21 protein-coding genes and 1 tRNA gene are annotated in these 18,631 nt (G+C 61.6%); 6 read left to right on the top strand and 16 right to left on the bottom strand.

Going from position 1 to position 18,631, the window contains the following annotated elements; genetic code table 11:
- Window positions 1-5: 5 nt before the first annotated feature.
- The 6 genes from phoB to pstS are packed head-to-tail and all read right to left on the bottom strand — an operon-like array spanning window position 6 to window position 5,217.
- The gene (gene phoB, locus AC0L2X_RS16185; RefSeq protein ID WP_031212149.1) at window positions 6-695 is read right to left on the bottom strand and encodes a phosphate regulon transcriptional regulator PhoB; all 690 of its coding nucleotides are present in this window, start codon (window positions 693-695) and stop codon (window positions 6-8) included.
- Between the two features lie 16 nt (window positions 696-711).
- Complete coding sequence (phoU, locus tag AC0L2X_RS16190) at window positions 712-1,419, bottom strand: phosphate signaling complex protein PhoU (RefSeq protein ID WP_254816572.1); 708 nt, start codon at window positions 1,417-1,419, stop codon at window positions 712-714.
- Between the two features lie 32 nt (window positions 1,420-1,451).
- A complete protein-coding gene (gene pstB, locus AC0L2X_RS16195; protein WP_292655560.1) occupies window positions 1,452-2,255 on the bottom strand; it encodes a phosphate ABC transporter ATP-binding protein PstB in 804 nt (267 codons plus the stop codon).
- The gene (gene pstA / locus AC0L2X_RS16200) at window positions 2,252-3,103 is read right to left on the bottom strand and encodes a phosphate ABC transporter permease PstA (RefSeq protein WP_023720929.1); all 852 of its coding nucleotides are present in this window, start codon (window positions 3,101-3,103) and stop codon (window positions 2,252-2,254) included. The genes pstB and pstA overlap by 4 nt, the downstream gene beginning before the upstream one ends.
- 3 nt (window positions 3,104-3,106) lie before the next feature.
- Window positions 3,107-4,096, bottom strand: coding sequence for a phosphate ABC transporter permease subunit PstC (pstC, locus tag AC0L2X_RS16205; protein WP_352634128.1), 990 nt, complete (start codon window positions 4,094-4,096; stop codon window positions 3,107-3,109).
- Between the two features lie 59 nt (window positions 4,097-4,155).
- On the bottom strand, window positions 4,156-5,217 hold the full coding sequence (gene pstS / locus AC0L2X_RS16210) for a phosphate ABC transporter substrate-binding protein PstS (RefSeq protein ID WP_473554910.1): 1,062 nt from the start codon (window positions 5,215-5,217) through the stop codon (window positions 4,156-4,158).
- A gap of 640 nt (window positions 5,218-5,857) precedes the next feature.
- On the opposite strand from pstS, the gene AC0L2X_RS16215 reads away from it, so the two are divergent.
- Window positions 5,858-6,211 carry a hypothetical protein gene (locus tag AC0L2X_RS16215; protein ID WP_352564581.1) on the top strand — a complete coding sequence of 118 codons (354 nt, stop codon included), beginning with the start codon at window positions 5,858-5,860 and terminating at the stop codon, window positions 6,209-6,211.
- 90 nt (window positions 6,212-6,301) lie between these two features.
- Here AC0L2X_RS16215 and AC0L2X_RS16220 read toward each other — a convergent pair whose 3' ends face one another.
- Window positions 6,302-7,273, bottom strand: a complete 972-nt coding sequence (locus tag AC0L2X_RS16220; protein WP_473554908.1) for a DUF2865 domain-containing protein — start codon at window positions 7,271-7,273, stop codon at window positions 6,302-6,304.
- Between the two features lie 333 nt (window positions 7,274-7,606).
- On the opposite strand from AC0L2X_RS16220, the gene AC0L2X_RS16225 reads away from it, so the two are divergent.
- Complete coding sequence (locus AC0L2X_RS16225) at window positions 7,607-7,822, top strand: hypothetical protein (protein WP_292655575.1); 216 nt, start codon at window positions 7,607-7,609, stop codon at window positions 7,820-7,822.
- A gap of 136 nt (window positions 7,823-7,958) precedes the next feature.
- Here the strand turns inward: AC0L2X_RS16225 and AC0L2X_RS16230 are convergent, their stop codons facing one another.
- The 4 genes from AC0L2X_RS16230 to AC0L2X_RS16245 all read right to left on the bottom strand — a co-directional run bounded on the left by AC0L2X_RS16230 (window position 7,959) and on the right by AC0L2X_RS16245 (window position 11,082).
- Window positions 7,959-8,363 (bottom strand): hypothetical protein, encoded by a 405-nt coding sequence (locus AC0L2X_RS16230; RefSeq protein WP_473554905.1) that lies wholly within the window; start codon window positions 8,361-8,363, stop codon window positions 7,959-7,961.
- A gap of 380 nt (window positions 8,364-8,743) precedes the next feature.
- Window positions 8,744-9,622 (bottom strand): glutathione S-transferase family protein, encoded by an 879-nt coding sequence (locus AC0L2X_RS16235; RefSeq protein ID WP_473554903.1) that lies wholly within the window; start codon window positions 9,620-9,622, stop codon window positions 8,744-8,746.
- 27 nt (window positions 9,623-9,649) lie between these two features.
- On the bottom strand, window positions 9,650-10,231 hold the full coding sequence (locus AC0L2X_RS16240; RefSeq protein WP_473554902.1) for a VOC family protein: 582 nt from the start codon (window positions 10,229-10,231) through the stop codon (window positions 9,650-9,652).
- Between the two features lie 410 nt (window positions 10,232-10,641).
- The gene (locus AC0L2X_RS16245; protein ID WP_008873905.1) at window positions 10,642-11,082 is read right to left on the bottom strand and encodes an SRPBCC family protein; all 441 of its coding nucleotides are present in this window, start codon (window positions 11,080-11,082) and stop codon (window positions 10,642-10,644) included.
- Between the two features lie 116 nt (window positions 11,083-11,198).
- On the opposite strand from AC0L2X_RS16245, the gene AC0L2X_RS16250 reads away from it, so the two are divergent.
- Complete coding sequence (locus AC0L2X_RS16250; protein WP_473554900.1) at window positions 11,199-12,266, top strand: adenylate/guanylate cyclase domain-containing protein; 1,068 nt, start codon at window positions 11,199-11,201, stop codon at window positions 12,264-12,266.
- Window positions 12,267-12,781: 515 nt separating this feature from the next.
- Here AC0L2X_RS16250 and AC0L2X_RS16255 read toward each other — a convergent pair.
- The 3 genes from AC0L2X_RS16255 to AC0L2X_RS16265 all read right to left on the bottom strand — a co-directional run bounded on the left by AC0L2X_RS16255 (window position 12,782) and on the right by AC0L2X_RS16265 (window position 13,734).
- Window positions 12,782-12,856, bottom strand: a tRNA-Glu gene (locus tag AC0L2X_RS16255).
- 90 nt (window positions 12,857-12,946) lie between these two features.
- Window positions 12,947-13,354: a VOC family protein gene (locus tag AC0L2X_RS16260; protein WP_473554899.1), complete on the bottom strand. Its 408-nt coding sequence runs from the start codon at window positions 13,352-13,354 to the stop codon at window positions 12,947-12,949.
- On the bottom strand, window positions 13,351-13,734 hold the full coding sequence (locus AC0L2X_RS16265) for a fimbrial protein (RefSeq protein WP_473554898.1): 384 nt from the start codon (window positions 13,732-13,734) through the stop codon (window positions 13,351-13,353). The genes AC0L2X_RS16260 and AC0L2X_RS16265 overlap by 4 nt, the downstream gene beginning before the upstream one ends.
- 26 nt (window positions 13,735-13,760) lie before the next feature.
- Between AC0L2X_RS16265 and AC0L2X_RS16270 the strand changes: the two genes are divergently transcribed.
- The 3 genes from AC0L2X_RS16270 (at window position 13,761) to AC0L2X_RS16280 (ending at window position 16,762) form a co-directional block, all read left to right on the top strand.
- Window positions 13,761-14,801 carry an RluA family pseudouridine synthase gene (locus AC0L2X_RS16270; protein WP_473600019.1) on the top strand — a complete coding sequence of 347 codons (1,041 nt, stop codon included), beginning with the start codon at window positions 13,761-13,763 and terminating at the stop codon, window positions 14,799-14,801.
- 187 nt (window positions 14,802-14,988) lie between these two features.
- Entirely contained in the window at window positions 14,989-15,900 is a 912-nt protein-coding gene (gene rpoH / locus AC0L2X_RS16275) for an RNA polymerase sigma factor RpoH (protein ID WP_023678514.1), read from the top strand.
- A gap of 454 nt (window positions 15,901-16,354) precedes the next feature.
- Complete coding sequence (locus AC0L2X_RS16280) at window positions 16,355-16,762, top strand: hypothetical protein (RefSeq protein ID WP_473600020.1); 408 nt, start codon at window positions 16,355-16,357, stop codon at window positions 16,760-16,762.
- A gap of 104 nt (window positions 16,763-16,866) precedes the next feature.
- Here AC0L2X_RS16280 and AC0L2X_RS16285 read toward each other — a convergent pair whose 3' ends face one another.
- Window positions 16,867-17,739: an MBL fold metallo-hydrolase gene (locus AC0L2X_RS16285; protein ID WP_352489325.1), complete on the bottom strand. Its 873-nt coding sequence runs from the start codon at window positions 17,737-17,739 to the stop codon at window positions 16,867-16,869.
- 153 nt (window positions 17,740-17,892) lie between these two features.
- Complete coding sequence (locus AC0L2X_RS16290; protein WP_473600021.1) at window positions 17,893-18,552, bottom strand: peroxiredoxin; 660 nt, start codon at window positions 18,550-18,552, stop codon at window positions 17,893-17,895.
- Between the last annotated feature and the right edge of the window lie 79 nt (window positions 18,553-18,631).

The following is an 18,631-nucleotide window of genomic DNA, read 5'->3' on the forward strand; positions in this document are numbered from 1 at the left end:
GCGGATCAATCTTCCCTGATCGCATAACCGGCACCGCGGATGGTGCGGATGACATCCGGCATGCGGCCGTTGTTGACCGCTTTGCGCAGCCGGCCGACATGCACGTCCACTGTGCGTTCGTCGATATAGATCGTCTCGCCCCAGACATTATCGAGCAACTGGCTGCGCGAGAACACGCGGCCCGGATGCCGCATCATGAATTCGAGCAGCCGGAATTCGGTCGGCCCGAGCCTGATCTCGCTCTTCTTGCGATAGACCCTGTGCGATTCGCGATCGAGCACGATGTCGCCGACCTTCAGCACGCTGGACAGCACTTCCGGCTTGGCGCGGCGCAGCAGCGCCTTGACCCTGGCCATGAATTCCGGCGTCGAAAACGGTTTGACCAGATAGTCGTCGGCGCCGGTCGAAAGACCGCGCACCCGGTCGCTCTCCTCGCCGCGCGCGGTCAGCATGATGATCGGCAACCGCTCGGTTTCGGGGCGCACCCGCAACCGACGACAGAGCTCGATGCCGGAAACCGCTGGTATCATCCAGTCGAGCACCAGAAGGTCGGGCACATTCTCCTGTAAACGGATCTCGGCTTCGTCGCCGCGTGTCACTACCTCGACCTGGTAGCCTTCGGATTCGAGATTGTAGCGGAGCAGCACACCCAACGGCTCCTCGTCCTCCACCACCATTATGCGTGGTGCGATCATCGGCTGGGCACCCCCATCATGTCACCGGCGCGGACATTGTCGTTTCGTCCTGCTTCGGACGATTGACCGGCAATTGCTCGCCGGTCAGCACATAGTACGCATTTTCGGCGATGTTGGTAACATGGTCGCCGATCCGCTCCAGATTCTTGGCGCAGAACAGCAGATGCGTGCAAGCAGTGATGTTGCGCGGATCTTCCATCATGTAGGTCAACAGCTCGCGGAACACGGACGTGTATTTGACGTCGATGCGCTCGTCGGCGGCACGCAGCTTGGCCAACGCGGCCGCATCGCCTGCAGCATATTCCTCGATAACGCCCTGCACCTGGATGAGCACCAGCTGCGCCATCGCGTCGATGGAATGCGACAAGTCGCGCGGCGTGACGCTGAGGCCGACCGCACTCACACGCTTGGCGATATTCTTGGCAAGGTCGCCGATGCGTTCGAGGTCGCCGGCCATGCGGATCGCTCCGACCACATGGCGGAGATCGTGGGCCATCGGCTGGCGTTTGGCGATCAGGGTGATGGCGCGGTCGTCCAGTTCGCGTTGACGCGCATCCATGATGGCGTCGTCGGAAACGACGCGTTGCGCCAACACGTTGTCGGAATTCAACAGGGCCTTGGTCGCCCCGCCGACCATCGAACCGGCGAGGTCGGCCATGTCGCGGATCAGCTTGCTGATCTGCTCGAGATCCTCGTCGAAAGAAGCGACTGTGTGTTCGCCCATGGTCCTGTCCTCATATGCATGATCGGAACGGCTCAGCCGAAGCGGCCGGTGATGTAATCCTGCGTGCGCTTCTCTCGGGGCGACGTGAAGATCTTCTCGGTCCGGTCGAACTCGACCAGTTCACCCAGATACATGAAGGCGGTCTGGCGCGACACGCGCGCCGCCTGCTGCATGTTGTGGGTGACGATGACGATCGTGTAGTCGGCTTGCAATTCGTCGATCAGCTCCTCGATTTTTGCGGTCGACAACGGGTCGAGTGCGGACGCCGGTTCGTCGAGCAGAATGACTTCCGGCTTCACCGCCACGGTGCGGGCGATGCAGAGCCGCTGCTGCTGGCCGCCGGACAGGCTCAAGCCGCTGGCGTTGAGCTTGTCCTTGACCTCGCTCCACAGCGCGGCGCGCTTCAACGCCTGTTCGACGCGGCCGTCCATCTCGGACTTGCCGAGGTTCTCGTAGAGCCTGACGCCGAAGGCGATGTTCTCGTAGATCGACATCGGGAACGGCGTCGGCTTCTGGAACACCATGCCGATCTTGGTGCGCAGCAGATTGAGATCTTGCGACCGGTCGAGAATGTTCTTGCCGTCGAGCAGCACCTGGCCCTCGGCCGTCTGTTTCGGGTAGAGCTCATAGATGCGGTTGAACACACGCAGCAGCGTCGATTTCCCGCAGCCCGATGGGCCGATGAAGGCCGTGACACTGCGCTCGGGCAGCGACAGGCTAATGTCCTTCAGCGCCTTGCTCTGGCCGTAGTAGAAGTTGAGGTTCTTGACCTCGATCTTCGTCTTCTCGGCGACCGTTTCGGTCATCGTCATGTCTGGGGACAACATCTGCGTCATCTGTCCTCTCTGCGTCCGGTAAGGCTGCGGGCGAGGATGCTCAAGCCCAGAACCGTCAGGGTGATTATGAGTGCGCCGGTCCACGCCAGCTGCTGCCATTCCTCGTAAGGGCTGAGAGCGAACTGGAAGATGGTCACCGGCAGGCTGGCCATCGGCGCGTTGATATTGCTCGACCAGAACTGGTTGTTGAGCGCAGTGAAGAGCAGCGGCGCCGTCTCGCCGGAAATGCGTGCTATCGCCAGCAATATGCCGGTAACGATGCCGGACAATGCGGCGCGATAGGCGACCGAACGGATCACCACCCAGCGCGGCGCGCCGATCGCGGCGCCGGCTTCGCGCAACGCGTTCGGTACCAGGTTGAGCATGTCTTCGGTGGTGCGCACGACCACCGGAATGACCAGGATGGCAAGCGCCACGGCACCGGCAATGGCCGAGAAATGCCCCATTGGCCGCACCATCAATTCATAGACGAACAAGCCGATGATGATCGACGGCGCCGACAACAGGATGTCGTTGATGAAGCGGACGACGGTGGTGATGCGCGAGAAACGTCCATACTCGGCCATGTAGGTTCCCGCCAGCACGCCGATCGGCGTGCCGACGACAACCGCGATGATCGTCATCAGCAGGCTGCCGGCGATGGCGTTGAGCAGGCCGCCCGCCTCGCCGGGTGGTGGCGTCATCTCGGTGAAGACCGCGAACGAAAGCCCGGCTGTGCCCTTATAGACCAGTGCGCCGAGGATGAGCGCCAGCCAGGCAAGCCCGATACCGGCAGCGACGACGCAAAGCGCCATCATCACCGAATTCCTGGCTTTGCGGCGGCTGTGGAGCGATGAGGATGTCGACATCGGTCAGGCTCCCGTACGGGCGTCGATCCGCATCAGCATATAGCGGGCGGCGGCAAGGATCAGGAAGGTGATGACGAACAGGATCAGGCCGAGCGAAACCAGCGAGGAGGTGTAGAGATCGCCGTCGGCTTCGGTGAATTCATTGGCGATGGTGGCCGAGATGGTCGTGCCCGGCGCGAACAGGGAGGCACTGATGCGGTGGGCGTTGCCGATGACGAAGGTCACCGCCATGGTCTCACCGAGCGCGCGGCCGAGGCCAAGCATGACGCCGCCCATGATGCCGATGCGGGTATAGGGAATGACCACGCGCCGGGTCACTTCCCAGGTCGTACATCCGATGCCGTAAGCCGATTCCTTCAGCACCGCCGGCACCGTATCGAAGACGTCTTTGGTGATCGAGGTGATGAATGGCAACACCATGATGGCGAGGATCAGCGCCGAGGTCAGAAGTCCGATGCCGTAAGGAGGGCCGGCGAAAAGGCTGGATAGTCCCGGTACGCCGTGAAAGATGTTGATGATGAAGGGCTGTATCGTCGTCTGCAGGAACGGCGCGAACACGAACAGGCCCCAGATGCCGTAGATGATCGAGGGAATGCCGGCCAACAGCTCGACCGCTATGCCGATCGGGCGCCTGAGCGGGCGCGGGCAGAGCTCGGTGAGAAAGATTGCAATGCCGATGCCGATCGGGACCGCGATCAGGATGGCGATGGCCGCCGTGACCAGGGTGCCGTAGATCGGCGCCAGTGCGCCAAATTTTTCCGTGACCGGATTCCAGCTCTCAGTCGTCAGGAAAGAAAAACCGAAAGACGACAGCGCCTGCCATGAGCCGGCAAACAGCGAGATCGCGACACCGCCGAGGATGACCAGTACCAGAATTGCGGAAGCGCGGGTGAGACCGCGGAATATGGCATCTGTGAGCGCGAAGCGCCGCACCGTAGCTTCCCTGGCCCGGGCTGCTGCGGATGATGGCATGGCATCGGAAGCGATGGTCATTGGGTCCTCGCGATTGAAGGCAACAGGGAGGACGCCATCGACGCCCTCCCTGGAGGAGATTACATGGCCGAGTAGAGCGGCTTGCCGTCGTCGCCGACGACTTCCTTGGCCCACATGGCCTTGACGCTCTCGACCACCTTGTCGGGCATCGGAACGTAGTCCAACTCGCCGGCCATCTCGTCGCCCTTGTCGTATGCCCAGGCGAAGAATTTGAGCGCTTCGCCGGTCGTCGCGGCGTCGTCCGGCTTTTTGTACAGGAGGATCCACGTGGCAGCCGTCATCGGCCAGGACTCGGCGCCCGGCTCGTTGGCGAGGATGACGCCATAGCCCGGCTGCGAGCTCCAGTCGGCATTGGCCGCTGCTGCCGAGAACGCCGCCGCGGTCGGTTCGACCTTCTTGCCGTCCTTGTTGATCATGTCGGTGTGGGTGAGCTTGTTCTGCTTGGCGTAGGCGTATTCGACATAGCCGATCGCGCCGCCGGTCTGGGCGACGTTGTTGGCAACGCCCTCATTGCCCTTGGCGCCGATGCCGACGGGCCATTCCACTGCCTTGTCGACGCCGACCTTTTCCTTCCAGTCCGCGCTGACGTCGCCGAGATAGTATGTGAAGTTGAACGTCGTGCCCGAACCGTCGGAACGATGAACGACCGCGATCGCCTGCGAAGGCAGCTTGACGTCGGGATTGAGCTTCTTGATCGCCTCGTCATCCCAGCTCGTGATCTTGCCGAGGAAGATGTCGGCCAGCGTCGGGCCGTCGAGAACCAACTCGCCCGGCTTGATGCCTTCGAGATTGACGACGGGAACGATGCCGCCCATCACCATCGGGAACTGAGCCAGTCCGGACGCTTCAAGCTCTTCGCCTTTGAGCGGCGCATCCGAAGCGCCGAAGGTAACGGTCTTGGCCTTGATCTGCTTGATGCCGCCGCCGGAACCGATCGACTGGTAGTTAAGGCCAACGCCGGTGTCTTTCTTGTAGGTGTCGGCCCACTTCGCATAGATCGGGTAGGGGAAGGTGGCGCCGGCGCCGGAGATGTCCGCGGCGAGCGCGGCGGACAGGGTGAGGGTGGTCGTCGCCGCAGCCATTGCAATCGCAACGGCCGCCGAGCGGATGAAATGTCTCATGTGGCCTGCTCCTGTTCGGAATATGGTCTCTCGGCGCCATTCCTCCGGCGCCCGCTGAGGCCAATAGCCCCCGATTATTACAGTCGCATGACAGTTTCATGTCGCTCCGGTAACGTCGTCCAGCCGGATTAAGAAGGAGCGAACGCGGCCTTTGTCGGAGTGGGCCGCGGTTTGCCGCTGGAATCAGCAGCTTGCGTGAATTCCGGCCGGCATCGTCTCGTCGGCGATCGCAGCCACCGGCTTTAAAAGAAAAAAGCCGGACGGGAGCGCGTTGCATGCAGCCAGAACGTGTCATGGCCGCGCCATCGCCGAAACAGGTCCGTTGGGGTAAATCTGACCCTGTTTCTTGCCGGCGGTCGCTGCTCCCGCCCGTAACTGGAGGAGCGGAACTTCGAATATCCCATTGTCGCCACTGAGCGCGGCTTTGGTATGGTGCGATCGCACCATGGCCTTAAGCTGGAAGCGTTGACGAATCGCAAGGTTTAACGCGCGCTGGACCTCGATCCGCGCTCGATCTTCGAGCAAGGCCTTCGACCGGAAGTGCGACGACCTCTACCTCACCGTATCTACTCCCTTCGCCCTATTCCGCCGGTTGTCGGTTAGGCCGAAGCAGCGTTATAAGCTTGCAGGGGTATTGCCGATGTTTCGACGGATTCTGCCTGTCTTCCTGTGCCTGGCGCTGCCTCTGGGAAGCGGCTGCGCGCGCAGCTATGACGGCACCGTCATCATTCCCAAGCCGCTCGATGTTCGCCGTTTCTGGGACCGGCCTTCGCCGCAGGCGCAAGCCGAACAGTCGCAACTGGAGACCGACGTCTTTCCAGTGGCGCCGCAAACGCCGAAAAGGCCGGCGGTGCGCAGGAGCGCAGCTTCGGTTGCAGCGCCACGGAGAAGGGTTGCCGTCAACCCGCCCGTGCTGTCGCCGGAGCCGACGAAGCCGCTAACTTGCAGGAACGTCAGCGAGCCCGGCAAACGGGCCCGCATGGTCTGCGAATAACCGGCAGACGTCGATCGATGCGCACGGCTCCAGGCCTTGAGGCGGCTATCCGGCCAGCCGTTCGCCGTCTCGGACCATCGCCCGCCTTGGTCAGTCCGCCGGGAAAAAGGCCGGCCCGACCACTCTCACCGGCCGCGCGCCAACCGCTTTTTCGATCGACTGATGCTGGGCAGCCCCTTGCACCTCGGCAGCTTGCGTTTTTGCCTCTGCGGCAGCGGCACCGGCGGTTTCGATCCCGGATTCAGGAATTTCCGCGACGATGCCAAAATCCGGCTTTGCCGTAGGCAACGGAATGATGGCGTTGCTCATGTTGGCCGGTGTCACGGTTCGTGCCCTGAGTTCGGCGACGCGCCGGTAATAGCGCTTGACGTCGCAGGCCTTGAAGTTCGCGTCGTCGCGGTACCGGAACGCGGCAGGTAGCTCCACATAGGGTTTTCCCGACTGGAGCCCGACCATCTCTTCGGTCTCGCGAGTGGCATCGCTCAGCGTATAGAGGTCGACGCCGGCATCGTCGCAGATGTAGCGGCACTGATCGACCGTTTCCTTCAGATCGTCGCTCTTGGCGAACTGCGATTTTGGCGCGGGGAAGAAATATCCGTCCGACAAGCGGACGCAAAACAGCATCCGATTGCCGCCAATTGTTGTGCCTGCGGACTGGGCTTTGGGTGCTGTGCGTTGCTGCGCCGGCTGTTTCTTGGCAGCGGGGGCGGCGCAGCCCAGCGCGACAAACCTGGCCTTTAATCCGGAGGTGTCCCTGCCCGAATTCGACAGTCTGGCGATCTGCCGTTGCGCCTCCGCCTTGCTGCTGACCAGGTCGGCGCAGGGATTGAAGAAGAAACCGGCCGTTTTCACCGTGCATCGGCGTTGTCTCTCCAGCTTTTGAAGCGCGGCGAGTTGCCGGTGCAGTTGGGCAAGCTCGGGGCTGGTCCCGCCGCTGCGCCCCGCCGAAAGCAATTGGCTCCTGATAGCACCGCAGCTATCCGCGTAGGAGAAGGATGTGCCGAGCGCAACGGCTATTGCCGACACTAGCATCAGAATCGTGAAGAGCCAGAAGCGTGTCATTGGAACGACCATTATCCTTGTTGCGCCGAGAACAGGATTTCTTTGTCGACTATAGATAAGTACTAGCTAAATCAGTTTCACCTAATTGAAGTAGATCGAACTGCCGACAGAGACTTTAGCTCCAGTGTATTAGATCAACTCGTGTAAACTCAATATTACATTTTTATTTCAAGATTGAGACGAACCGGCAGCAACGCCGGCGGACGCCCGCCACGGCGAAGTTTGATGCGCGCGGCGGGTTCCGCATCGCGATCAATCCGGCGTTACCGGCCGACCGTTGCTGAAACCTTAGCCCTGGGTTCGGCGTTGAGCGGCCAAAGGAGGAGACCGCAAATGTCGATCCACTTCACGGTCGCGGACCTGACCAAAAGTCTGTTCCATTCTCTTGGGCTGGACCATGAACGTGCGCCGAGGCCACTCGACCACGAGCAGAGGCTTTTACTGGAGTGCTATCTCGCCGGCCAGATACCGGAATCGGCCTGGAGCGACTATGTCTTCGAGATGCCGGAACTGGCACGACATGTCGAGGCGAGACGAAGCCGCCACTAGAGCGCATCGCGGTCGACAGGGCCTCATGTGACGCGCTTAGGTTCTTGTCTAATGCATGTCGTTGTCGCAAAACCGCTGCACACTTTGCGCGACATGCATTAGGTCCCGAAAAGTGGAATCCGGATGTCGGAAAAGATCAAGGCGAAGCCTGCACTCGCGTTGCAGGCTGTTTTTGTTTGGGCGAGTTGAATTGCAGAGTGAACACCTTGCCCGGGATGCCTTCGGCCAGCGCCGGTGAAAGGCTCAACGGCAGGCAGTGGTCCACGGCCGCAATCGCCGCATCGACAAAAGTTTGCCGCGCCTTCTCGTCGCCGGCCACGCGGATGGCGGTCGGCTTGGGCCGGCCGATCAGCGTGCCATTGCGCCTGAAGCTGAAGCTCAGGGTGACGGTGGAATTCCCGGCATTCGCCGGCGGGGTCCAGCACGCCTGGATGGCAGCCCCGACCTCGGGCATGGTGTTGAGCGTCGCTGCATTCGATTGACCGGCTGCACCCGCCAGCATAGCGCCTGCGATCACCACCATTCCAGCAATGCTTTTCATGACAGGGCCTCTGTCCTTGAACCGCCCTCGAGGACGGGACTACTTCGATGGTAGGGCCGACATCGGCGATGACAAGGTGGGGGCGATGACAAGATGCCGGCAACGCACTTCATCAGCCATGCAGGCGCCGTGAAGCGCCGACAGCCGCAACTTCGGCAGGGCTGCCACAAGCAAAAGGCCGGCGCGCAGCCGACCTTTGCTTTCCATCCGCGCCAGTACATCCGTGGTCGCGGGCTGGAGGTGGATACAGTAGAAAGGGTTTCGGTTAACGAAACCTTAAGCTCCCCACATCGTGCAAACAGGGGAGAGTAAAAAAGAATTACCCCAGATCATTGCAGGCTCCTGCAGAACGCGCGGACGATCGCCGGCCTGTACGTGCCTCAGGCGTTGGCCTGCGACCGCACATAGGCGATATAGCCGCGCACATCGCCGGCCGGCTCGGCATAGGCCTTGCCGAGCTTCTTCTCGATCGCCGCCATATAGTCTTTTGCCCATTGGGGTAGCGCATAGTCGATGACGGCGAGGAATTCGAGCGTCGCCGCCAGCCGGATGTCGGCGATCGACGGGTTCTTGCCGCCGATGAACGGCTTGCCGTTCCTGAAGAAGCTGTGAAACACCTCCAGCGGCTCGGCTATCGCTTCCATAGCGGCCTTCTGGGCTTCCGACTTCCTGTCGGGATCAGCGTCGCTGTGGCCGACCTCGCCGGCATATTGCGGGAAATTCAGTGCCGGATAGGTGGCGCGCGCCACATAGGGGTAGAGCGTCCCGATCAGGTAGAACATGGCGCTGTCGATCATTGCCCGCTTGGCCGGCGCCTTGGGATATAGTTTATCCAGCCCGTGCTTGTTGGCGAGGTACTGCATGATGGCGCAGCTTTCCCACAAGACACCTCTCGGCAGGCCCTTGTCCTCGATCATCGGTGTCAGATGGGCGGGGTTTCGCGCCATATATTCGGGCGAGCGCGTGTGGCCCCATACGTCGGTTTCGGAATGGTCGAGCCCGGCGGCGCGCGCAAACACCCGAACGCTCATATTGTTGACGCTCGGCTTCAGCATGCTGAGCGTCAGCGCCGGCTTTTTCGCCGGTTTCACCTTGGCCTTCGCGGGCTTTTTGGCGGAGACCTTCGCCGCCGGCCTTGCCACTTTCGCCGCTGACCTGGCGGCAGCTTTGGCCGCCGGCTTCGCTCCTGGCTTGCCTGTCATCGGTGCCGAAGTCTTGGCCGTGGGCTTTTTCGCACTCTTCGTTGCTGTCTTTGCCATTATGTCCTCCCTTTGTTTGGCGTGTCGTCAGTATGGATTTTTCGGTGCGCGATCCTCCGACAAGGTTGCGCGCGAGCGCTCGACAAGCGCCTGGATCGCATCGGCAAGGTGCACTTCGGCGATGTTGTAGTCGCCGCGCGCGACGCGGATCTTGTGCGCCTGCATCAGCACGTCGGCATGGGTGAAGCCCGCCGGCGGCTCGAAACGGTAGGAGGCGAGCTCGATCAACAGGCCAAGCGGATCCTCGAAATAGATCGAGTCCATGAAACCGCGATCCTTGACGCCGCTGTGCTTGATGGCGCGCTCGTCGAGCCGGGCGACCGCCTGCAAAAAGGTGACGCGCGACACCGCGAAAGCGATGTGATGGACGCAGCCCGTATCGGTCGGCGTGCGCCGCTTGACCGCCGCGCGGCTCTCGTCGGTGAAGACCGTGATCAGCCGCCCATCGCCTGGGTCGAAATAGAGGTGGCTTTCGCTCGCCTTGTCGAGATTGGGCTGCTCGAAGATGAAAGGCATGCCGAGCACGCCCTCCCAGAAATCGATCGAGGTCTGGCGCCCGGCGCCGACCAGTGTGATGTGATGGACGCCTTGTGATTGCAGTTTTTGCATCTGATTCCTCCCGGCCACGCCGTCTTGCCGCCGAACGGAAGTTCGGATGCCCAGTCGCGCTTGGATCAGCGCCCGGCATGTGACCGCGCCCGGCCTCGCTCGCCTGCGCTGCGCATTCCGCATCCTGCAGGAGTGCGGCCGGAGCTTTGATGAACGGATGCTAATTCAATCCGAGGCATTACGCCAGAAGCGCTGAGCTTCAAGAACTCCACGCAGGCGCCAAGAGCGGCACCGGGATCGCGGACGCCTTCGCCGAGCTCGCCGAAACGATCCGTCGCCGGCAGCGGTAATGGTGCGGCAGCCCGCAGGTCGCTGGGTTTCCCGAGCGGCCGGTTTGGCGACGGCAGGTCAAGGAGGCTGGTTGACGCATGCCGCGCCTGGTTCGGATTACGGGCGCCCTTAGATGAAAATCACATATTCTTCATCGGCACGTCGGGATCGACATGTCCCCCATCGGCAGTGATCTTCAGCCTTGAGAGGTAGTGCTCCCATCCCCTTCGGTGGCTGTCACGCTCCTTTGCGTTCGGCAGTCCGCTGTGCGTGAAGCGGATCAGTGTCCCCGCATCCCTTGCGATCAGGTCGATCTCGACATGGCTGGAGCCGGGCGGCACGGTCTCGTTGTCTTCCCAGCCAAAACTGTAGGCAAGACGGTGGACCGGGATCACCTCGGTGAACTCACCGCGCGCCATATGGCGACCACCGACATTGACGAGGAACAGACCGCCCGGCGTTGCATCCAAATTCGCTTCGGTCCCGATCCATCGCACGATCTGGTCCGGATCCGTCAAAAGCGCGAACACGGTCGCTTGTGGCGCGGCGACCTCAATCTCTGTGTAAACCGATTCCGCCATCGCTCACTCCAGGTCACATCCGCATCGAATGCCGTGCATGATTGAAGCGAATATGGGGAGTTGCAAGAAGATGTTCGAGGCGTAAGCATAAGCCGGTGCCGAGTGACCTTCTACCGATGCTTCTCGCAAGCTCGCTTTCATTCCTTCTGGACGACGCCGCGCATATTGGCGACGGTGGGCGACTTCTATTGCAGCTCTCAACGCATTTGATGGAAGACGGCTTGCCGATCATCGCCGGCGCGCTGGCGCAGGATGCTCCCGACCCGATCATTTCACGCCGCATCTGGCTCTGGCGAGCGCCTGGGGGTGAAGTGGTCGAGGCTTTGGGGATAGGCGCCGACGGCCAGAATGCCGATCCCCGGCTCGTGCTGCGGGAGTGGCTTGGCACGACGCGGGCGATCGTGTTCGACGAGCGAGCGGGCGGTGTCGCACCGACTTTGGTGTGGGCGTTCGATCATACTCCGGATGAGGCGCAGTCAGAGCTGCTGCGGCAAGTCTCCCGGTTTGCTGCGGCTCCGATGACCGCACTCGCGGAACGGTCCGCGAAACGCGCATTGCTCGAAGCATATTTGGGAAAGCGCAGTGCAGCACATGTGCTCAACGGTCATTCTCGTCGAGTAAAGGGAGAGACGATACGGGCTGCGCTTCTGTGCGCGGACCTTCGAGGTTTCACCGATCTATCCGAGGTTCTAGATGCAGACGAGATCGTATTGGTACTTGATGCCTGGTTCGATTGCGTCGCCGGCGCGGTGCACGCATTTGGTGGTGAGATTCTCAAGTTTATAGGTGATGGCGTCCTCGCGATCTTCCCGATTGGCGAGCGCGATGCAAATGCCGCATGTGACGCTGCGGTACGCGCCGTGAAGGCCACGCGCGCCGGGATAGATCACCTCAACCAAACTCGGCGCCGCAATGGCGGCCCTGAGCTCGGATATGGCATTGGCCTGCATGTCGGCGAGATACTCTGGGGGAATATCGGCACTGCCGGCAGGTTGGACTTCACCGCGATCGGCAAGGCTGTAAATCTTGTCAGCCGCATCGAAGGGCTGTGCAAGCCGTTAGGACGGACGGTGCTCGCGTCGACAGCGTTCGAGGCAGAAACTACCGAGCCGATGATCGCCATGGGCAGTCATCCGCTCGGAGGAATAGCAGGCGCGCAAACACTTTTCGGCTTGCCGGAATAGATCGAATGGTTGAGCGCGCCGTGGCTGTGTCGTTCGCAGCATATCTTGGTATCGTGCGAAGCCATGAATGAGAGAAATTCGAACGGCAAAGAAGCTATGATACTGCAACTGGAGTATGGCGCGTTTAGAGCCCAGCCATGCGCGTCGCGCGCAGCTTTCGCTGGCCGGTGCTAAGGGCCGAGTATTCCCGGCATCCACCCTTCGAGGGAGAGGCGCCTTCGCCAAGCTCGCCAAAACGATCCGCCGCCGGCAGCTGTAGCTCAGGTCGGCTCCAGGCAGTGCCGACCAGCGTGATGGACGCCTTGCGATTGTAGTTTCTGTATCTGGCTCCTCCCGCGCGGCATCGACTGCCCTGTTCAGCGCGACGTTCTGCGCGCGCTAAAGCTGTGCCTCAAAACCTATGATTCAATGCTAGTGCAATCGGCTCCGCTGCGCCAGAAGCGGCAATGAGCCAAACCCGCCGCGACCCAAGGCGATGGATCGGATTGATGGTTTGCCGAGAGCTTGGAGAGACTTGGTACGCCCAAGGGGAATCGAACCCCTGTTCCCGCCGTGAGAGGGCGGTGTCCTGACCGCTAGACGATGGGCGCGTTCAAGAACCGGCGATATAGGCTGACGGCTGGCAAAAAGCAACTAGGCTTAAGGCTGCCTGTCGCGCCGGTGAAATATCCGCTGCAAGCCTAGCGTTTTGGCTCGATCAGGTCCCAGAGATTGCCATAGAGATCGGCGAAAACCGCCACAGTGCCATAGGCTTCATGGCGTGGCGCCTCACGGAATTCGATGCCCTTTTCGAGCATCAGCGCATGGTCACGGGCAAAATCGTCGGTTTCGAGGAACAAAAAGACCCGTCCGCCGGTCTGGTTGCCGATCGCGTCCCTTTGCGCATCGCCGGATGCCTCGGCGAGAAGCAGGCGCGCGCCCTGCCCGTTGCCCGGCGTGATGGTGACCCAGCGCTTGCCGCTGCCGAGATCGACATCTCCGGTGAGGACAAAACCCAGCCGGTCGACATACCACGAGATCGCTTCGTCATAGTTTGCGACGATAAGCGCGACCGTGGCAATGCTGCGGTGTTCGGCAAAACCGGTCATTTGTTCCTGATCGAAAAACGGCCGACGATGCGGCGCTCAGTGATGTCATAGACGAAAATAGCGCGGCTGCCGTCGGGCAGTTCGGCGTCGATCGACAGGCGATTGCCGGAGAGCGATTGGCTGATCACCCTGGCGCCGACCGGCAGCACGATGTCGCCGTTGACCGTCTCGCCGATCGGCACCTGGATGTCACTGGTCAACGGCGGGGCGGCAGGCGGTGCGTTGCGCGCTTTGTAGACAAGCGCCGCGATCACCACCATAAGGGCGAGGAACAGCAGGCCGAGATTGATGGCGACGAAGCGGACGAGCTTCCGCCGCACCTTTTCGACCTCGGGGTCGAGCGGCTTTTCCTCGTCTTCGTCGGCAAGCGGCCGGGCCATGGCAGCAGATTCCGGAACTATTTTCGATGAGCGCTCATAGCGAAGAGGCCAGACAATTAATAGGGGCCGGACCGATCGTGCTGGAGGCGGGCGCCGATGCGGCCGGCCAGCGGCTCGACCAATGGCTGGCGGCCAGGCTCGGCCCCGACATGTCGCGCAGCCGCGTGCAGATGCTGATAAAGCAGGGCGCGGTCAGGATCGGCGGCAGGCAGGTCGACGAGACGAAGCGCAAGATGGCACAAGGTGACAGCGTGTCGGTCGATATGCCGGAGCCGGAACCGGCGGAGCCGCAAGGCGAAGATATTGCGCTGGATGTCCTCTACGAGGACAGCGAGCTGATCGTCATCAACAAGCCGGCCGGGCTGGTCGTGCATCCCGGCGCGGGCAACTGGACCGGCACGCTGGTCAACGCGCTGATCCATCATTGCGGCGACAGCCTGTCGGGCATCGGCGGGGTGAGACGGCCGGGCATCGTCCATCGCCTCGATAAGGAGACCAGCGGCGTCATGGTCGTCGCCAAGACCGATCGCGCCCACAAGGCGTTGTCGGAGGCCTTCGCCGACCACGGCCTGACCGGCGATCTCGAGCGGGCGTATCTGGCGTTGGTCTGGGGCATACCGGCAAGGCCGACCGGGACGGTCGACGCGCCGCTCGGCCGCGCCGCCGACCGGGTACGCCGTGCCGTGGTGTCGCAAGGCCGCGACGGTGCCCGCCATGCCATAACACATTTCACCGTCGTCGAGCGCTTTGGCGAGCAGCAGCAGGAATTCGCCACGGCGAGCCTGGTCGAATGCCGGCTGGAGACCGGTCGCACCCACCAGATACGCGTCCACATGGCCCATATCGGCCATCCGGTGATTGGCGACCCCGAATACGGCCAGGCTTTCCGCACCAAGGCCAATCGGTTGCCCGAGCCGCTAAGGAGCAAGGTAAAAGCGTTTCCGCGACAAGCTTTGCACGCCCGCCTCCTTGCATTTCGGCATCCGGATACCCATTTAACGATGAGGTTCGAAGCACCGATACCGTGGGACATGGAGGAACTCGTCGACGGCTTCCGCAAGCTCTGAACCAACCACCTGAAAACCTGACCGGCGTTGTTCACTTCAACGTGACACACTGTTTCGTGTTGAACAAATGCCTGTCTTTCTGGTTTTGTTCCTGTATATGTCGGTTGGCGCGAATGTGCCTTTGGCATTCGCGCCACATGCCCGCCGCGTTTCGGGGGCATTACTCCAATAGAGAGGGGGCGCTATCATGGCCCAGTCATTACCCAGTATCGTTTCCGGCGAAGGCGGTCTCAGCCGCTACCTGGAAGAAATCCGCCGCTTTCCGATGCTTCAGCCGCAGGAAGAGTACATGCTCGCCAAGCGCTATGCCGAGCATGAGGACACCACGGCTGCGCACAAGCTCGTCACCAGCCACCTTCGGCTCGTCGCCAAGATCGCCATGGGCTATCGCGGCTACGGCCTGCCGATCGGCGAGGTGATCTCGGAAGGCAATGTCGGCCTGATGCAGGCCGTCAAGAAATTCGAACCGGAGCGCGGCTTCCGTCTCGCCACCTATGCGATGTGGTGGATCAAGGCCTCGATCCAGGAATACATCCTGCGCTCGTGGAGCCTGGTCAAGATGGGCACCACCGCCAACCAGAAGCGCCTGTTCTTCAACCTGCGCAAGGTGAAGGGCAAGATCCAGGCGCTCGACGAAGGCGATTTGAAGCCCGACCAGATCACCGAGATCGCTACCCGGCTGAACGTCTCGGAAGCGGAAGTCGTGTCGATGAACCGCCGTCTGTCGGGCGACGCCTCGCTCAATGCGCCCATCCGGGCCAGTGAAGGCGAGTCCGGCGAATGGCAGGATTGGCTGGTCGACGACCACGAAAGCCAGGAAGAGATGCTGATCGAGCAGGACGAGCTGGAAAACCGGCGCGGCATGCTGTCCGGCGCTCTTGCCGTGCTCAACGACCGCGAACGCCGCATCTTCGAGGCGCGCCGCCTCGCCGATGAGCCGTTGACGCTGGAAGAGCTGTCGGCCGAGTTCGATATCAGCCGCGAGCGCGTGCGCCAGATCGAGGTGCGTGCCTTCGAGAAGGTGCAGGACGCGGTCAAGGCCGCGGCCAAGCGCCAGACGCAGGCGTTGCGCACCATCGAGGCGCAGCCCGCGGCGTAAAGCCTTCAGATAGAAACGAATAACGGCGGCGCCACATACCTGGCGCCGCCGTTTTTTTAGAGGGTTGCCAGTTCCGCGGCGCCTTCGCGGATGCCCGATCCGCTGCCATAAACTGCTCAGTAGCCTCGCCATCGTGTCCGCAGGCGATCTCATTGATAGCGGCATTATCGCAATTTTCCCCAAGCCCTGGAAACCGCAACGCTGCAAGCTGTGGCGACAATGTTCCGGCGCCGACACGGGCTTCCGTCGCAAAGTTCCACAAGGCGGCGCTTGCTCAGACGGTCGACAACGGGCCCGCCGGGCCGCGCCGGGCAGTTGAACTCATCTGTTCGGAAACAAGGGCAGTGTGACGATGACCATTTCTCCGCTTCTGGCCGCTCTCGTATCCGAAGGTCCGCCAGCCGACCGAGCAAAAGACATGGCCCTGTATGGATGGCTAATTGGAAGCTGGGACATGGACACGGTCCACTATCTCGACGACGGCACAATCCGGAAATGGGATGGCGAATGCCATTTTGGCTGGGTGCTCGAAGGCCGCGCGATTCAGGACGTTTGGATCAGGCCCAAGCGCCCTGCACCGTCGACGATGTATGGCACGACCTTGCGCATCTTCGATCCTGGGATCGATGGCTGGCATATCATATGGAATGACCCGCTCAACCGGGATCACTCGTGCCAGATCGGCCGGGCCGAGGGTAAGGACATTGTCCAGCTCGGCAATGACTCACGGGGGATGAAAACTCGATGGCGTTTCACTGAGATCACTGCCAGCAGCTTCCATTGGATCGGCGAGGAAAGATCTTCCGAGAGCGACCCTTGGCAAATCACGTATGAACATTTAGCCCGCCGAACAAAACCCTGACGCTGGACTAAGCAATTAGCTGGCGTCTGCGCCGCTCCTCATCCGGCTGCCGACGCGGTCAGCGCCGAGTCTGAACGGCATTGTAGTGGCAGCGACCCATCTCCTCACAGGCAATCGAGCGGAAATTTCAGATAGCGACGGCCGTTGGATTCCGGTTCCGGCAGGCGTCCGCCATTCATATTGACCTGCAGCGCATGCAGGATCAGCCGCGGCATCGGCAACGTCCTGTCGCGGGCTTGGCGGAGCGCGACAAAGTCGGCTTCCGTCTTGCAGCTGGCAACATGGGTGTTGCCGGCTTTCTGCTCCGCGACCGTGCTTTCCCAGCGCGCTTCGCGTTCACCCGGCTGGTAGTCGTGACCGACGAACAGACGTGTCTCGTCCGGCAGTGCCAGGATGTCCTGGATCGAGCGCCAGAGCCGCTCGGCGCTGCCGCCGGGAAAGTCTGCCCTGGCGGTGCCGCTGTCCGGCATGAACAGCGTGTCGTGGATGAAGGCAGCGTCGCCGATGACGTAAGTGATCGAGGCCAGTGTGTGGCCCGGCGAGAACAGCACTCTTGCCGGAAGGCCGCCGACCGAAAAAGTCGCGCCGTCGGCGAACAGCCTGTCCCATTGCGAACCGTCGGCGGGGAATTCCGGCCAGTTGTAGATCACCTTCCACAATTTCTGGACGTCGACGATCCTCTCGCCGATTGCCGTCGGCGCTCCGGTTCTCCCCCTCAGATAATGGGCGGCGGAGAAATGATCGGCATGCGGATGTGTGTCGAGGATCCACTCGACCTCCAGCCCGCTTTCCCTGACGAAATCGAGCAGGGCGTCGGCGTTTTTCGTCGCCGTTGCACCGGACCTTTCGTCGAAGTCGAGCACCGGATCGATGATGGCGCATTTGCGGGTCGCCATGTCGGCGACCACATACTGGACGGACCCGCTCGGCTTGTCATAGAAGCCGGTGACCTGCGACCTCGCCGATAATGCGTCCAATCCCAGCCTCCTTCGCCCCTCACCACGGCAGGAAGGATTTTCTCTGCCACGGCAAATTAAAAGGCATGGTTGTCCGTCAACCAGGCATCGTCAAGCACCCCATGCTCACACGGCCAGGAAAACCAAAAAATTCTCTGTGCCGCCTCTGCCGGCTCAGGCAGAAGGCTGCTTGGTTTTCCTGAGATATGGCAGGATCGTCTCAAAGGCGCCGAAGCGCTTGATGGCATCCTCATTCGAGACCGCAGCGGTGATGATGACGTCCTCGCCCTGCTTCCAGTTCGCCGGCGTCGCCACCTGGTGCTTGGCGGTCAGCTGCATGGAATCGATGGCGCGCAGGATTTCGTCGAAGTTGCGTCCCGTCGTCATCGGATAGGTGAGAACCAGCTTGATCTTCTTGTCGGGCCCGATGACGTAGACCGAACGCACCGTGGCATTGTCCGCGGGCGTGCGGCCTTCCGAGCTCTCGCCGGCACCCGCCGGCAGCATCTCGTAAAGCTTGGCGACCTTGAGATCCTTGTCGCCGATCAGCGGATAGTTCACCGAATGGCCGGTCGCGGTCTTGATGTCGTTCTGCCACTTCCCATGGCTTTCGACGGGATCGACCGAGATGCCGATGATCTTGACGTTGCGCTTCCTGAACTCGCCTTCGAGCCCGGCCATCGTGCCGAGTTCGGTCGTGCAAACCGGCGTAAAGTTCTTCGGATGGCTGAACAATACCGCCCAGCCGTCGCCGATCCATTCATGGAAGCTGATCGGCCCTTGCGTGGTCTCAGCGATGAAGTCCGGTGCGATGTCGTTGATACGAAGGCTCATGGCGTGTCCCTACCTTGTGAGTGCAGATCGCAGCCGGCGTTGACCGGCGCTGCTTTTGCCTTTCTACCACTCCGGCGTC

It is taken from the genome of Mesorhizobium sp. WSM4828 (assembly GCF_055811175.1).